This is a genomic window from Sphingosinicella sp. (assembly GCF_041916975.1).
GTDB lineage: Bacteria > Pseudomonadota > Alphaproteobacteria > Sphingomonadales > Sphingomonadaceae > Sphingosinicella.
The window spans coordinates 3,456,417-3,471,991 of sequence record NZ_JAYRYK010000001.1 but is presented as its reverse complement, the minus strand read 5'-3'; the positions used below and the strand labels follow the sequence as shown (position 1 = coordinate 3,471,991).

The 15,575-nt window shown below is 60.3% G+C and carries 11 protein-coding genes; 7 read left to right on the top strand and 4 right to left on the bottom strand.

Annotated features, from left to right (window positions below):
* The first annotated feature begins 18 nt into the window (after positions 1–18).
* The 3 genes from ACE3TJ_RS16365 to ACE3TJ_RS16355 are packed head-to-tail and all read left to right on the top strand — an operon-like array spanning position 19 to position 3,721.
* Positions 19–1,026 carry a dipeptidase gene (locus tag ACE3TJ_RS16365; RefSeq protein ID WP_374598036.1) on the top strand — a complete coding sequence of 336 codons (1,008 nt, stop codon included), beginning with the start codon at positions 19–21 and terminating at the stop codon, positions 1,024–1,026.
* 32 nt (positions 1,027–1,058) lie between these two features.
* The gene (locus tag ACE3TJ_RS16360; RefSeq protein WP_374598034.1) at positions 1,059–2,369 is read left to right on the top strand and encodes an MFS transporter; all 1,311 of its coding nucleotides are present in this window, start codon (positions 1,059–1,061) and stop codon (positions 2,367–2,369) included.
* Positions 2,370–2,392: 23 nt separating this feature from the next.
* Entirely contained in the window at positions 2,393–3,721 is a 1,329-nt protein-coding gene (locus ACE3TJ_RS16355; RefSeq protein WP_374598032.1) for a spinster family MFS transporter, read from the top strand.
* Here the strand turns inward: ACE3TJ_RS16355 and ACE3TJ_RS16350 are convergent.
* The 3 genes from ACE3TJ_RS16350 to ACE3TJ_RS16340 form a co-directional block, all read right to left on the bottom strand.
* Entirely contained in the window at positions 3,694–5,001 is a 1,308-nt protein-coding gene (locus tag ACE3TJ_RS16350; RefSeq protein ID WP_374598030.1) for a spinster family MFS transporter, read from the bottom strand. The two genes, ACE3TJ_RS16355 and ACE3TJ_RS16350, sit on opposite strands and share 28 nt — an antisense overlap.
* 82 nt (positions 5,002–5,083) lie before the next feature.
* Positions 5,084–6,313 carry an aminotransferase class V-fold PLP-dependent enzyme gene (locus ACE3TJ_RS16345; RefSeq protein WP_374598028.1) on the bottom strand — a complete coding sequence of 410 codons (1,230 nt, stop codon included), beginning with the start codon at positions 6,311–6,313 and terminating at the stop codon, positions 5,084–5,086.
* Between the two features lie 131 nt (positions 6,314–6,444).
* A complete protein-coding gene (locus ACE3TJ_RS16340; RefSeq protein WP_374598026.1) occupies positions 6,445–8,697 on the bottom strand; it encodes a TonB-dependent receptor in 2,253 nt (750 codons plus the stop codon).
* A gap of 463 nt (positions 8,698–9,160) precedes the next feature.
* Here ACE3TJ_RS16340 and ACE3TJ_RS16335 point away from each other — a divergent pair, with 463 nt between their 5' ends.
* Genes ACE3TJ_RS16335 through ACE3TJ_RS16325 form a run of 3 tightly spaced genes read left to right on the top strand, consistent with a single transcriptional unit; the run spans position 9,161 to position 12,642 of the window.
* Complete coding sequence (locus tag ACE3TJ_RS16335; protein ID WP_374598024.1) at positions 9,161–9,778, top strand: hypothetical protein; 618 nt, start codon at positions 9,161–9,163, stop codon at positions 9,776–9,778.
* A 3-nt stretch (positions 9,779–9,781) separates the two neighbouring features.
* Positions 9,782–11,131, top strand: coding sequence for a CapA family protein (locus ACE3TJ_RS16330; protein WP_374598022.1), 1,350 nt, complete (start codon positions 9,782–9,784; stop codon positions 11,129–11,131).
* 5 nt (positions 11,132–11,136) lie between these two features.
* Positions 11,137–12,642, top strand: coding sequence for a hypothetical protein (locus tag ACE3TJ_RS16325; protein ID WP_374598020.1), 1,506 nt, complete (start codon positions 11,137–11,139; stop codon positions 12,640–12,642).
* A gap of 135 nt (positions 12,643–12,777) precedes the next feature.
* Here ACE3TJ_RS16325 and ACE3TJ_RS16320 read toward each other — a convergent pair whose 3' ends face one another.
* Positions 12,778–14,244, bottom strand: coding sequence for a hypothetical protein (locus ACE3TJ_RS16320; RefSeq protein ID WP_374598018.1), 1,467 nt, complete (start codon positions 14,242–14,244; stop codon positions 12,778–12,780).
* Between the two features lie 117 nt (positions 14,245–14,361).
* Here ACE3TJ_RS16320 and ACE3TJ_RS16315 point away from each other — a divergent pair, with 117 nt between their 5' ends.
* Entirely contained in the window at positions 14,362–15,498 is a 1,137-nt protein-coding gene (locus tag ACE3TJ_RS16315; RefSeq protein ID WP_374598016.1) for a dipeptidase, read from the top strand.
* Positions 15,499–15,575 lie beyond the last annotated feature (77 nt).

The following is a 15,575-nucleotide window of genomic DNA, read 5'->3' as shown; positions in this document are numbered from 1 at the left end:
AAATTGAAAGGTTGTCTAATGGATTTTGCACAAGCGGAAAAGCCGGGTGAAACGGATGCGGCCACGTTCTTCGAATCCGCAGTCGTCTGGGACAATCATTCGGGCTTCATGCCGGATCCCGCTGCGGCCCTCGAAAACCTTTCAATATGGAAAAATGCGGGCGGCAGCCACCTTTCGATCAATGTCGGCTTCGACCTCATGCCTTGGCAGGACTGCATAACGACGTTGTCCGCCTTCCGGAGATGGCTGCTCGACAGGCCGACACGCTTTATCCTCGCCTCAACGGCTACTGACGTGCGGCGCGCCAAGGCGGAAGGAAAAATGTCCGTGACGTTCGACCTCGAGGGGATGAACGCGCTCAACGAACGCCTGGACATGGTCTCCCTTTATCACCATCTCGGCGTCAAGCAGATGCTCTTCGCCTACAATCGCAACAATGCGGCTGCAGGCGGATGTCACGACGAAGACACAGGCCTGACCGCTTTCGGAAGAGGCGTGATCGACGAGATGAATCGTCTCGGAATGTTCGTCGATGTCAGCCATTGCGGCTATCGCTCCAGTATGGAGGTCATGGAGTATTCCGGGAGCCCGGTGATCTTTTCGCATTCCAATCCTGCAGCGCGCTGGAAGCACGGACGCAATATTTCCGACGAGCAAATTCGCGCGTGTGCAGCTACCGGCGGTGTCATCGGTGCCGTCGGCGTCAGCCTGTTCCTTGGCGAGAGGCCAAGCGCGGAGCTGTTTGCGGACCATGTCGAGCATCTGATCCAGGTAGCGGGTCCGAAGCACGTCGGCATCGGGCTGGATTACGGCTTTCCGGTGGATGTCGACGTAAGCGAAATCGTTGCGGCCAACCCGCAGTTCTGGCCGACATCGGAAGGATATCATGGCCGGATCGACTTTCTGGCGCCTTCCATACTTCGGCCGCTTGCAGATATTCTGCTGCGGCGCGGCCATTCCGAAAAGGACGTCCGCGGCGTTCTCGGCGAGAATTTCCTGGATCTCGCCGAACGGCTTTGGCGTTGACAACACCTCTCTCCACGGAAGTCCCACCCCCTATGAACCTTCAAGGTCCCGGAACCGCGGAGCACTGGACGACGCGGCAGAAGATGGTTCTCGCGCTGTGCGCGCTCGCCATTATTCTGGACGGCTTCGACACGCAGGTCATAGGCTTTGCAGCCCCCGCCCTTTTGGCCGACTGGCCAATCAGCAAAGCGGACCTTGCCCCGATCCTCGGCATAGGCCTTGCCGGAATGATGCTGGGTGCCGCCTTGGGCGGTTACATTGCGGACCGGCTCGGTCGGCGCGTCACGATGATCGGAAGCGTCATGACGTTCGGTCTTGCCAGCGGTGCCATGGCGTTAGCGGGCAATTTGTTGGAACTGGGGTTTCTGAGGCTCATCGCCGGGCTCGGTCTCGGCGCTGCATTTCCCGTCGCAACAGCCCTCGTGGCGGAGTTTACGCCGGCCAATCGCAGGAGCCTTGCCATCTCCATCAGCATTCTCTGCGTTCCGGCTGGCGGTATCCTGGGCGGGCTGTTTGCTGCACCTCTGCTCCCGGTCATCGGCTGGAGGGGCATGTTCGTGATTGCCGGCGTCTTGCCTCTTTGTGTCGCGATTCTGCTGGCATTCTTTCTTCCGGAATCGCCGTCGTTTCTGCGCAGTCGCAATGTCGCGCGCAGCGAACCTGAACCAGAGTCAGAAGAGCAAGCCCGCCAGCCACGCCCGCACACGAAAGCCGGGTCCAGCTTTTTCCGGACAGTTTCCGAGAAGAATCTGCGCGCCGACACGATCTTGCTGTGGGGAGCATTCACAGTCGGCTTGCTCAGCAATTATCTCTATTTCAATTGGCTCCCGGTCCTCCTGACCGAAACGGGGTTCGACATCTCCGCTTCAAGCATTGGGCTGCTTGTTTTCAATATCGGCGGCGTGGCCGGAGGCTTGGGCGCCGGACTTTTGACGATGCGCCTCGGGACGCGCATTCCGTTATCACTCGTCGCGGGCGGCGGCGGCCTGAGCGCTCTTGCGATCGCGCTCTTCCCGCTTTCTCCCCATGATGCATTCTGGCTTCTCCCGGCTCTTGCATTGCAGGGCTTTTGTCTCGGCGGCACACAAATTCTGCTCTACGCACTTGCAGCCCACGTATTTCCCGTCGAAATCCGGGCGACGGGGATCGGCATCGCCTCAAGCGTCGGCAGACTGGGCGCTGTCATCAGCACGACGCTCGGCGCACTCGTGCTTGCATGGGGATCCACCGGATTTTTCCTGACGATAGGTGCTGCCATGGCCGCCGGGACGGTTTGCATTCTCGCGATCAAACGCCACGACCCTGCTGGGCGGTCACGGCCAGCCGATTCAATGCGCACCTAGATCGAAATGCGGGAGGGGCAGCGATGAAGGATGGGATGCGATGGTTTCCGGTCTTGAACTCGCGTTGGTATGTGCTGCTGATCCTGACACTTGTTTACACGTTGAACATCGCCGACAGATTCGTTCTTTCGACTCTGATCGAACCGATAAAGTCTGAATTCGCATTGACAGACGCCGAGGTTGGACTGCTCACCGGGGCCGTTCTTGCCGTCTTCTACGTCACGGCCGGCATTCCCCTCGGCTTCCTTGCCGACCGGATAAACCGAAAGCGGATGATCGTGGTCTCGCTCACCGCCTGGTCGCTTCTAACAGCGCTTTGCGGTGCAACCCGCTCCTTCATGGAACTGCTTCTTGCACGGATCGGTGTCGGTATCGGCGAGGCCGGCGGTACACCGCCCTCCCAATCCTTGCTCGCCGACCGCTTCCATCCACGGGAACGCGCGATGGCAATGTCACTTTTCGCCATCGGTGCAGCAGCAGGCGCAGCGCTGGGATCTTCGCTCGGCGGTTATCTGAACGACGCCTACGGTTGGCGCTTTGTCCTGATCGCCTTCGGCGCGATGGGCCTTCCCGTCGCGCTGATTCTGGCGTTGTCGGTCTCCGAACCGTTGCGCGGCGAGTTGGACGCATCGCCAGCGTCCCAGGAACCTGCCAACCTCAGAGAAGCGCTACGTTTCATAGCCCGGCGGCCTTCGCTGCTGCACACGCTCGCGGGCGTCACAATCATTACGTTCTGGGGATGGGGACTGATGTGGTGGACACCGAGCTTTCTTGCGCGCAGCCATGCCATGACCCTCAGCGAGATCGGCGAACACCTCGGGCTCATGCATGCGCTTGGGGGAACCGCTGTTACGCTCGGCACAGCCTGGGCAATGCACCGGATGGCCGGCAAGGATCCACGCTATCAGGCATGGTTTGTCGGCGGGACCACCCTCCTCGCCACCGCACCCTCGATGCTCGCGTACTGGGTTTCCTCGGAAGCGGCGGCCATTGCGCTATTGTGGCTCTTCATTCCGGTAACCTATCTCTACATCGGGCCAACGCTTGCACTCGCTCAAAACCTTGTTCCAGCAACCATGCGCGCGCTGATAAGCGCCGTTCTCGTCTTCGTCGCCAATGTCGCGAACCTCGTCGTCGCCCCGCTGCTCATCGGCTTTCTGTCAGATGTCCTCAGCACGCGCATAGCTGACCCAGCACAGTCGCTTCGCTATGTCCTGATGGCCTGCAGTCTCACCGGCCTTTGGGCCAGCGCACACTATTTTGCCGCGGCGCGGCGATTGGCGCATGACCTGGCGCGCCCTGTCGACGATCAGCGATCAGCGACTCAAGCCGCCGCTGTGACCGGCGCCTGATCGTCTATCCCTGACAGCGAGTCCGAGCGCGCGTCCTCTATGTCACGCACGAGACTGGACCCGATGAACGTGAACAGGAAAGCGGCAAGCGCATACATCGGCACCAGCGAGAAAAAGGCATAGCGCAGCGACTGGTTTCCATACTGCGAAGAGAGGAAGTCGCTCAGCGCACCCAGGAGAAACGGCCCCAGACCTGCGCCAACAATCGTGACGGTAAAGGTGAGAATGGCAGCCGCTGTCGCGCGCGAATGTACGGCCGACAGGTTCTGAACAAGGGCATAGCTCGGCGCGATATAAAGCCCGTTCACTGCCGAAGGCAGGATCAGCAGGGCAAAGGCCATTGAAGCGGTGTTCGACGCAAAAAGCATGAGCACGACCGGGACGGTAAGGATGGCGCCCAACGCTGGAAGCCACACCATCCAGCGCTGATCGCGTTTTGCGAGCCGGTCCACGAAAATGCCGCCCGCCAGCGTTCCAAGGAAAAACGGCAAGCCTTGGTACAGCGCGATCTGCGCACCCAGATCGGTCGGCGCAATATCGAACGTACGCTGGAAAAACGCAGGCATCCACAAGATCATGCTGTATTCCCCAAGCGCCATCAGGATTAGCGCCGGCGTCAGGAGGGCGAAGGTACGCCGCCGGAAAAGGCGCCGCGCGGCTTCACGAAACGGGACCGCGATCGGCGATTTTTCCAGACCATCGGCCAGGCCCCGCCGTGGTTCTCGAACAGTCGCAACGAGAAGCAGAGCGAGTGGAAGCCCGGCACCGCCGAGCACAAAAAAGGTCGCCCGCCACCCGATGGCAGGCTCGAGCCAACCGCCAAGCAGCGGCGCAAGTGCACCGCCCAAAGGCGCGCCCAGCGCGAAGAGGCCCATGATCGTGCCACGCTTCTCGATCGGAAAAACATCGGCGAGCATCGACATCGACGGTGCCATGGCCCCCGCTTCACCGACTCCCACGAATATGCGTGCGAGCAGCAGCATCAAGAATCCCCCGGCAAGTCCGCATGCCGCTGTCGCCACGCTCCAGATGAGCACCGCTCCGAACAGGATCAGCAGACGATTGTAGCGCTCGGCCAGACGCGCAATGGGGATTGCCAGCGTCGAATAGAAAAGCGCGAAAGCCGCGCCCGTAAGCAGGCCGATCTGAGTGTCGCTGAGATCAAGCTCGAGCCGGATCGGTTCCACGAGTATGGAGAGAACATATCGGTCGACGTAATTGAGGGTGACGACCAGAGTCAGCACGAACAAAAACCAGTACTGCTTCCGCGTTGTCGTCATTCCCCATCCCTCCGCGTGCACCCGTGACATGTGAATCGAATCTGTAAAATCGGAATGCGTCCCTCAACGCCTCCGCATGCCTTCACCCGCTCGCGCGCGGCAATACGGACAGAAGCCGGTCGATATCGGCCGCGTCGTTGAACACCGACGGTGACACCCGGCCACGATTTGCCGACAATGTTATCTTGACCCTGGCTGCATCGAGCAACGGTCCCAGCACGGTGTTCGCATCACGCTGCTGAAACGTCACAAGCGGCGTCTTCGCCTCGCGAGGCGTCAACAGCGTGTAGCCGCGCTTGGGAAGCTCCGCCTTGAGCTGGTCCGTTAGGCCTTGCGCGTGCCGCTGTATATCGGCCACGCCAAGCGAACGGATATAGTCGAGAGAATGGTGCAACTGGGCAATCACGGTATGAGAGTGCGTGCCTTGCGCAAACATGCCCATCGCCGTCGGTGCGAATGCGTAATCCGCCACCCGCGTCCCGGCAGGGTCAAGCGGGTAGACGTGCGTCTGAAATGTGCTGAGACCGTAATAGCCGGCAACCGGCCGTTTCAGCATCGGCAGGCGATCAGCGCGAGCGTAGAGAAACCCGAGACCGAAATCCCCCATCAGCCATTTGTAGGTCGCGCAGGCGGCAAAATCGACCCCGGCCGCCTTGACGTCAACCGGTATGCACCCTGCCGCGTGCACCATATCCGCATAGACGAGCGTGCCGTTGTCATGCGCCAGATCGCAAATCGCTTTCAGATCGTGCTCGAAACCGTTGTAGGTGGATACGTGCGACAGCGCGATCAACCGTGTTCCGGGACGCATGGCCTTTTTGTACGCGGCAGGCTCGATCCTGCCCTGCCGATCCCGAATCCAGGTTACCTCCACCCCCCGTTTGGCCAGCTCTTCGTATATCGGCATCGATCCGAAGAAGTGGAGTGTATCGGTCACGATATGGCCGCCGTCCTCGGGGAATCCGAGGGACCTGAGAACAAGCTGCTCGCCCGCCGTCGTGCTCTGGACAAAGGCGATTTCATCGCCTTGCGCATTGATCAATGTGGCAAACTTCCGTCTCAATCCGTCGGCATCAAGCTTGAATGCAGCGGCGTGGGGATCGAGCATTCGGCGGGAGAAATACGCGTCTGCGGCACGCCTGCCCGCCAGGCTGATAGGGTGCTGGCTCCCGGAGTCGAGATAGGTCAGTCCGGATGCGAAGAATGCCGCCTTGTCTGGAAGGCTCAGCTCCGGTCTTTCCTTTGACACCGCCGCCGAAACGGCAGCGGGAACGACCGCGCCGGCCGCCATGAGCTCCCTACGCGTCAGCATGGCCACTGTCCGCGAAACCACAAGGTTTGAGCTCCATCTTCGCAGCCATGTATCGCTCTTTACACCAACACCGCCTCAAAAAGAATGGGAGCGACAACCCGCTGGTTGCCGCTCCCATTCCCACTGGGAACTTAGAACTCTCGTGCCAGCGTGAAGCCGATCGTTCTTGGATCAAGGAACTGCGCAGTCGGGTCCGCCGTACCGTTGCGGTTCTGTGAAATCACGACACCATCCTTGTCGAAGAGATTGCGCACGAACACATTCAGCTTCCACACTTCGTCATAGGTGATGCCGGCGTTCAGATCGAACTGCGTATAAGCAGGGATCGTGTAACGCGGCCTCGGAGCAGAAACGGAATCCGTCCGGAAGGCCGAGAAGCGCTTGCCGACATGCGCCAGAGAACCGCCGACATAGGCCGACACCTTGTCGCTCAGGTCAAATTCCTGTCGCACACCCAGCGTGGCCGTGAACTTGGCGGAGTAGGGCAACCGATCGCCCTTTGCTCCCTCGAGCTGTGTCGTCGCTGCGGTCGATGGCGGCAGATCCTCGCGCAGCTTGGCATCCGTGAACGTCGTGCTTGCGTTGATGCTGAGGCCTTCGGACGGGTTCAACTGTCCCGCGAGCTCGACACCCCGGCTCCGGGCCTTGCCGCCGTTCGTGAAGAAGAGAAACTGCGACACGGCATCCGTATTGATGAGCTGGATATCCTTCCAGTCGATCTGGAACGCCGCAATGTCGAAGCTCAGCATACGATCAAGCGTGGAGCCCTTGAAACCGACCTCGTAGTTCATCACGGAGTCGGAGTCGAACGACGTCGGAATTGTCGGAACGTCGGTGTTCGGTCCGCCGGGGCGATACCCGCTCGCGACCCGCGCATAGGCCATCATGTCAGGATTGAAGTGATAGCTCGGTGAAATCAGCCATGTGAACGCGTCTTCGCCGGCCCGGATCGTCGCGCTCGTGCCCGGCAGTCCGAAGACGGCCTGAGCGGGACCATCGATTTCCTGAATCGAGAAGTAGCGCTGCTTGTTGTCCGCATAGCGCCCACCGACCTGGATATCCAGTTTCTCGGTCGCGTGCAGCGTGAGCGTGCCGAAGACGGACTTTTCCTCGAACCGGCTCGGATTCGTTCCGCTGAACGGCACGACATCGCTGAGCCCGCCACCCGACAGGAAAAGCGTCTGGGCAACGTCCGACTTTTCCTTGGTATAGAATCCGCCGACGAGCCAATCCAGCGTCTCGCCGGTCGCACCCAACCGAATCTCCTGCGAGAATTTGTTGGTCTTGTTGTTGTCGCCGATAACGACCGTCGCACTGCCCGCCGGCAATCCGTACAAGGATTGGAAAAGGCCGCCGAACACTGCCGTGACGTCGTTGTTGTTGAGGCCGCGACTCTTACCGTAAGCGGTAATCGACGTCAGATCAGCAAAGCCGAGATCAAGCTCCACGCGGCCTGAATAAAGCTGGAAGCGGTTATGATTGTCGTTGGGAACCTGTCGGATCGTCCGATCCCCGAATCGCGGCGTGTAGTTCGTGACGGTCGATCGATCGATCACGCACTCCGGACAGACCTGGATCGTATCGTTGAAGCGCGACTTCTTGTCCTGCCGCAGATAGGACAACTTGATCGCGAGGTTGGAGGTCGGCTGAAGCATCAGCGCGACGCGGCCGCCCCAGGCTTCAAGCTTGTTCACATCCTCGCCCGGCGCATTGGGATGCACGTTGTCGATGAATCGCGGATCGTTGCGATAGAAACCGCTCACGCTCAGCCCCGCGATACCGTCCACAAGCGGAATGTTGAGCCCGCCGCGCGTCGAATAACCCCAGTCGCCGTCCTTGACAGCGCTCGCCCCCACCTCGACGCGCCCGGAGAAACGCGTCGTGCTCGGGTCACGCGTCACGAACTTGATGAGACCGCCGAGACTCGAGGCACCATAAAGCGTACCCTGAGGCCCGCGCAGAACCTCGATTCGGCTGAGCGTCGCGGGATCGAGGTCCGGAAACGGCGCCTGCCCTGCATAGACCGAAGACCCGAACTGGATATCGTCCACAAGAACGGCGATCGTCGGATTGGTGCCGCCGCCGGTCGTGATGCCGCGAATCGAAACCTCGGAAATATCCTCGTCGCCACCGATCTGAAGGCCGGGAACCCGATCATAATAGTCGGCAATACCGACCAAATTCTGCTCAACGAGCGTGTCCGCGGACACCGCCGTCACCGCGAGCGGCACATCAAGAAGACGCTGCTCGCGCTTTTGCGCCGTGACGACAATTTCCGATTCAAGGCGCGCGTCGCCCGCCTCTGCCGACTCGGCCTGCGACGACGACTGCGCCCACGAAGCCTCAGCGGAGACCATCGCGCCCAGCGCACACGTAACCAACATTGCGTATTTCACGTTCATTCCCCTTCCCCCCTTGCATCGGGCTCGACCGTTCACCGGTCCTACAAACAGCAATGCATGGAATTTCGGGCCCAGATCAATCAAAATTTTTAACTAAGCTACAAAAAGTTTGAATGCGTGACATTTCTGCCTTAGCACGTGACGAGCAGCCTTCGTTCACAGGAAAGCGCACTTCGCATGTCAGACCCGTCTTCGGCGCTGCAGTCGGCCTTGCCCGGGCCGCGTTCCAGTCGAGATGCACGCGTCTGCACCGCGACCGTTCGATCTCCCGGGCTCAACGGGACGCGACGAAGCCTGCTGATCCGAAAGCACTTTCAAGAGGGCTTTCGCACCCGGCCGGTTTTATGAGCCTTTTGGCAAACAGCGCGCGATACGACGCAGGGAAGCACCGGCGCTCGGCCGGAAGCGCCCGAAGTTCCGGGCGGGGAATGGAGGCAGCCTGAGTATGCGCCACATTGAATCGAACGCCATCGCCAGGCTTCTTCTTGTCGCCTTTGTCGCCATCTTCCTGAAACCTGCATTTGGTGCGCACGCCTCTGAAAAAAACGACAGTTGGCGTGTTTCCCCGACCACTGAGCAAGCCGATGGAACGGCACTCATCAAAAGACAGCTGCACATCGGCGGGCGGCACACAATCCGCTACATCGGAATCATGTCGGATCGCATCTATGCCGGTCCCTTCGGCGGGCAGTGGCCGCCTGCGGCAGATCCGTTCATGGACTGGATGTATTATCAATGGTGGGCCCCGATATCGATATCGAACGATGAAGGCGCCGGTACCGAAAAGGCACTGCCCGCATTTGTCGCCGCGGTCACCGAGGGTGCGGGTTACTTGCACGCGCTGCTGATCAGCGGCGCCTACGACATCGCAACACCCTATTTCGCCGCTGAGTACGCGGCTCGCAAAGTTCCCTTGGCATACAAAGACAATGTCGTCGTCCTGCGCTATGCGGGCGGACACATGACAACCGGACGTGAGTTCGACGCCGAGGTTCTGGGATTCATCAATCGCGTCATGGCGACGCCCGCCCCTTCCCGCCCGCTCGGTCCCCTGGAGGAATAGAAAATGGCAGTTCGAAACAGCGCGCTTGCGCTTCTTATGCTTATGGCGAGCGCGGCATCCGCGCCCGCCGATGCCGCTTCACCCTCATCATCTCAATCGGAAACGCGACCTGGCCCCGTCGCGGACGGCTTCACCTTTTTTGCAGCCGGCGATTTGCTCGGCCCCTACGGCAGCACCATGCCGGACGTCGACGCCCAGGTCGCGCGCGTTTTCTCCCTGATCCGAACAAGCGATGCAGCCTTTGCCAATCACGAAGGCAATGTTTTCGATGTCGGCAATTTCCGGGGGAGCCTCGCCGCAGAAAACGGCGGAGGCTACCCGATTCACAGCCTTGAGGTCTTCCGCAAGTTCCGGGAAATTGGCCTGAATCTCATTTCCCGGGCCAACAATCATGCAACGGATTGGGGTGTCGAGGGGATGATCGCATCCGACGAGGCGCTCGATGCCATCGGCCTCACCCACGCGGGCACCGGCGGATCGTTGGAGAAGGCACGTGCACCCGGATTTCTCTCGACATCGAAGGGACGCGTCGCGCTGATCGCCACAGCATCGACGTTTACAGGCATGTCACCCGCCGGCGCGCCGGCGCGCGGCGCGGCGGCACGTGCCGGGCTCAATCCGCTGCACGTGCAGCAGGTCAGGCTTGTGAAGAAGGATGAATACGAAGCGCTGAGACGCCTCGCCGTCAATGCAGGCTGGCAGGGCTACGAACTTCCCGTAAAGGGCACACCGGACATTCATTTGGATGAACGGACGTTTCGCCTCGCGGGGAAAGAGGGGCTGACCTACGAAGTCAGCAAAGTCGACCAGGATGCATTGTTGAAGTCCGTCGGCGCCGCACGAGACGAGGCCGGCTTCGTCGTGTTTTCGATCCATGCGCATGAAACGCTTTCCGGCGGGTATGAGGATCCCGCGCCTGCGGACTTCCTTCAGCCGCTGTTTCGCGCGGCCATTGATGCCGGCGCCGATGCCGTCGTTCGTCATGGGCCGCACGCCGTCCAGGGAATCGAAATCTACAAGGGAAGGCCGATTTTCTATGGACTTGCGAGCCTGTTCTTCGATCTTCCGAAAACGTTGACGATCGCAAGTGATGGTCCGAACAAGCAGGTCGTCGAGCTACCGGACAGCTGGTACGACGGTGCCGCCGCCGTCAGCAGCTATGTTGGCGGACAAGTGAAGGAAATCAAGATTTATCCCCTTCTCCTCGATCCTCGGGACGGCGATGGGCGCGGTTTGCCGCGCCTTGCGCAAGGCGCCGAGGCACAGCGAATTTTGCGCGCGATCCGGGATCGTTCCCGTGACTTCGGAACAAACATACAGGTCCACGGCGACATCGGCTTTATTCGCCTGTGACGCAAATGCGGAAAGTCGAGAGAATGATACGCAACATCCGTCTTCGTCATGCTCTTCGCGGTCTTGTGGTGTTGCTTGCCGCAAGCGCCTCGACCTCGCTCGAAGCGCAGGTGGGGCCGCCGCCTCCCCTTCGCCCGCTCTCGCTTTACGCTGAGACGGGCGATGATGCCTTCGTCTCGCAGCATGTCGGCACATTCAACGGCAAACGCGTGAAGTACCGGGCGGAGGTCGCTGAGACCAGGGTGCACGCTGCGAACGGTGCCCCGGTCGCAAGCCTGTTCACCACAACCTACCAGGCCGTCGCGGGACGCGATTCGAAGCCGCGGCCCGTCATGTTCGTTTTCAACGGCGGCCCCGGTGCGGCTTCCGCCTTCGTGCATTTGATGGCGCTCGGCCCCCGCCGACTTGCGGACCTCTCGAACAAGGGCCTCGCCGACACAGGCGCGCGACTGATGGATAATCAAGACTCGCTTCTCGACGTTGCGGATCTTGTTTTTATCGATCCGCCGGGCACCGGCTTCAGCAAAGCCCTCTCCGATGCCTCAGCCGACCTCAACTCGATCGACGGCGATTCAGAACTGGTCGCCGTGCTCATACGCCATTGGCTCGACCGCAACCGACGTACGGGCTCACCCATATACATTTGGGGCGAAAGTTATGGCTCACTGCGCGCCGTCGCGCTCGGTCGAGACCTTACCCGAATGCAGCCTGCAGTCCGTGTCGACGGAATCATCCTCAACGGTCAGGCCATTACGCACGGCCAGATGGGCCGGGTCAGAAATCCGGCATGGATCGCGATGCGTCTGCCGATGATGGCATCGCTTGCTCACTACCATGGCAAGATCGACAACAAGTCCCAAAGCTGGGAGGAAGCCGTAGAACGCGCCCGGCGCTTCGCATATGAGGAATATCTTCCGGCGTTGGCGCAGGGGTACAGGCTTGATCCTTCGACCCGCGAGAAGATCGCCAGCGCACTTCCACCGCTTATCGGAATTCCCGAGACATATTTCCGGGAGAACAACACAATCGTCGTGAACAATTTCAATGCCGAGCTATTGAAAGATCGGAATCTCGTCCTCGACGGCAACGATGGACGTCAAACCCTTCCGAAATCTGAGAGCGAACCCGACTACAACCAGATGTTTGCCGGCATCGGAACCGCGATGAATCGCTATATGCGCGACGAGCTGACCGTGTCCGGTGTCGGGACATACGCAATGCTGATACCGGATGCCGATGCCACCTATTACGCATGGAATTTCCAACCGACAGGCGCAGCCTCCCTGGATGTGACGCTTGCCGATCTTATGCGCAGCAATCCCGATCTGCGATTGCTCGTAACGCAAGGCCGCCACGACACGCTGACAACCATCGGAAGCACGGAATACACGCTTTCGCAATCCGACCTGCCCTGGAACCGCGTCGCCATGTCGCTTTATGACGGTGGCCACACCCTGCTGCCGCATCGCGAAGTTCTCGATGCAATGCGCAAGTTCCTAAGGCGCGAATAACCTCAGCGCGTGCAGGCGGCATGCACCGATAACGGAACCTCCGTCAGGCTGTGCATGCCTTTCCATGCCGACGATGCCGCGCGCGGATGCCTGGCCGCCTCGGCTCCGCACACGAACAGGCACTGCCGTTCGTTATCAGTTGCGGATTCGCACCGCATCCGCCGCACTTGTCACGAACCGCCGGAGTTGACGGGACAATTCAATCCGCGCGGGATCGTCATTGAAAACCGTATGACCGGACGCGAAGAACAGGCTTTGAATTCGGGATGGTGAGATCGCCGAGTGCTCAAGCGCATACCGCTGAGCGAGAAGCGGCGTCGCCAGATCATAATAGCCGCTGACCAGCATCACCGGCACCCCCGGCTTCGCACGATGAAGCGCTTCCAACCCCGGCAGTGCGGTAATCCCGGAATTGTCCTGGATCTTCGGGGATCCGGAGTTCCAGTTCCAAGCAAAATTCACATCCAGGGACAGGCCAATATAGGCGCGGTCCGTATCGACGCCGATCTCCCGCAAATAGTCGCCGGTTCCCGCGTTTACGATGACATTCGATTTTCCCATACCCAGGGCGGGGTCATCGGCCGCCTTGTCGCGGCCCGGGACAAGAACAGCTTTCGGTGCGGGCGCCGCCACGCGCGTATCGATCCTGCCAACCACCTGACCCGGAAGCAGCTTCTCGAGAAAATCCTGGCTGGACAAGCGGAGGTTCGCTTCCGCGATGATATCCTCGGGAATTCCGATCATTGCCGACATGCGCCTGGCGACGGCAATTTTATCGGCCTTGGGCAAGCTATTGCCGCGTTGCAGGGCGGCTGCATATTCGGTCTGCGCAAACTGACGCGCCTCTTCGAACAGCTTTGCCACGTCGTCTTTCCCGCTTCCGGCACGCCCGTGCGCGAATGCGGCTGCGGCCATGGATGGAAATTCGAAAATGGCATTCTGGTCGGGATCGACCGAAAGCACGAGGCCGGGTGAGACAAGCACGATTCCGGCAACATTGAGATCGGTTATGTGCTGCACAAGTGTTGCCGCTCGAAAGCCGCCATAGCTTTCGCCCACAATGAAGATCGGGGACGCCTCACGACCGTTGACGCGAAGCCATTCCCTGATCAGCGCAACCGTCGCTTGCGCATCGCCTTTCACGCTCCAATAGGCTTGTGCACCGCCGGGACGCAGTTCGCGGCTGAACCCGGTCCCCACCGGATCGATAAGTACCAGGTCGGCGACATCGAGCAGCGTCTCGGGGTTGTCAGCAAAGCGTGCCGGCTCCCCCCTGGCTTCCACGCGCCGGCGCGGTCCGAGCAGACCGAAGTGAAGCGGGCCGCTCGCGGCGCCCGGCCCGCCATTGAAGGCAAAAACCACCGGGCGCGTGCGAAGAACAGCACCCTCGCGAACGTAGCTGGTGGCAGAAATGGTCGCATCCGGAATGCCATCCGCGCTTTTGAGCACCGTTTCCGACCAACCCACCTTGTAGTCGACCACCCCGTCGTCGACGCGGACCGATCGAATTGCGGTGGGCTGTGCCTGGTCGGCGTAGGCCCCGTCGAAAGCGCTGCCCGCGATCGTCGCCGCCATTGCCAGGAGAAAACACCGAAAATTCATTTACCCCTCCAACGCAGGAACGTGCGCGCCCGTCTGAAACTAAAAAATCATTGCCACATTCAACATAATGTTGAAAGTGCTTGAATCGGTAATCGGCGAGACGGAAGTGAGAAGGCCATGACTGTGGATCGGCGCGAATTCATATGTTTGGCGTCTGCCACGGCGGCAAGCCTGGTGGTCGGCCGAAGCGTCCGCGCCCAGGGCGAAGCGGACCCCCTTGCCGGCCGTATCGTGATCAACACGCTCGGCTTTCTACATGACGGCTATGGCAGTCGGCCACAGATCGAACCCAGCACCCCGCTCCTGCTCACGACAAAGCGCCTACTCGCCGATGGCCGCGCTTCCGGTGTCACCGCGCTCAACCTCACCATCTCGGTCGCAGACAGGTTTTCAGACGCGGCGCAGTCCGTTCGAGACTCCGACGGCGTCATTCAACGCCATGCGAAGGATCTTCTCAAGGTTTTGAGCACCGCGGATATCCACCGCGCCAAGGCCGACAACAAGATCGGAATCATTTACGGCTTCCAGAACGCGGCGATGATCGAAAACGACATCGATAATGTTGATCGGTTTGCGGATATGGGCGTGAGGATCGTTCAGCTCACCTACAATACGCTCAACCAGCTCGGCGGCGGTTCTTTGGCTCAAGGCGACCCTGGCCTCACGCCCTTCGGGCATGAAGTCGTGAAACAACTGAACGCCAGACATCTCATCGTCGACCTGTCGCACAGCGGACGCCAAACGTGTCTTGATGCGGCCTCCGCGTCGAAGGACCCGATTGCGATCACGCATACGGGATGCGCGGCCCTCGCTTCGGTACCGCGGAACAAGACGGACGAAGAATTGCGCGCCGTCGCGGAAAAAGGCGGCTATGTGGGCATTTATTTCATGCCGTTTCTCGCACCCGGCAGGGCATTCAATTCGGATGACGTGGTCGCCCATATCAACCATGCCATCAAAGTGTGCGGTGAAGATCACGTGGGAATTGGCACCGATCACGGCCTCGCGGATCTGGGCGATATGGCCACTGTCCGGAAGACCTATGCGGAAACCGTGACCGAGCGGCGGGCGAAAGGCATTTCCGCACCCGGCGAAGACCCGGCCCTGCTTCCCTATGCGACCGATCTCACCGGACCACAGCAATTCAGGGTCTTGTCTCGCAAGCTCCTTGCCCGCGGCCATACGGCGACGCAGGTGGAGAAAGTCATGGGCGGCAACTTCCTGCGTTTTGCCAAGGATGTCTGGAAAAATTAGCGGCCACCCTGAAGAACCGGTGCGCATCCAAACACGGCAGCACAGTTCCAAGCAATATTGCGTGAACGATGGCTATG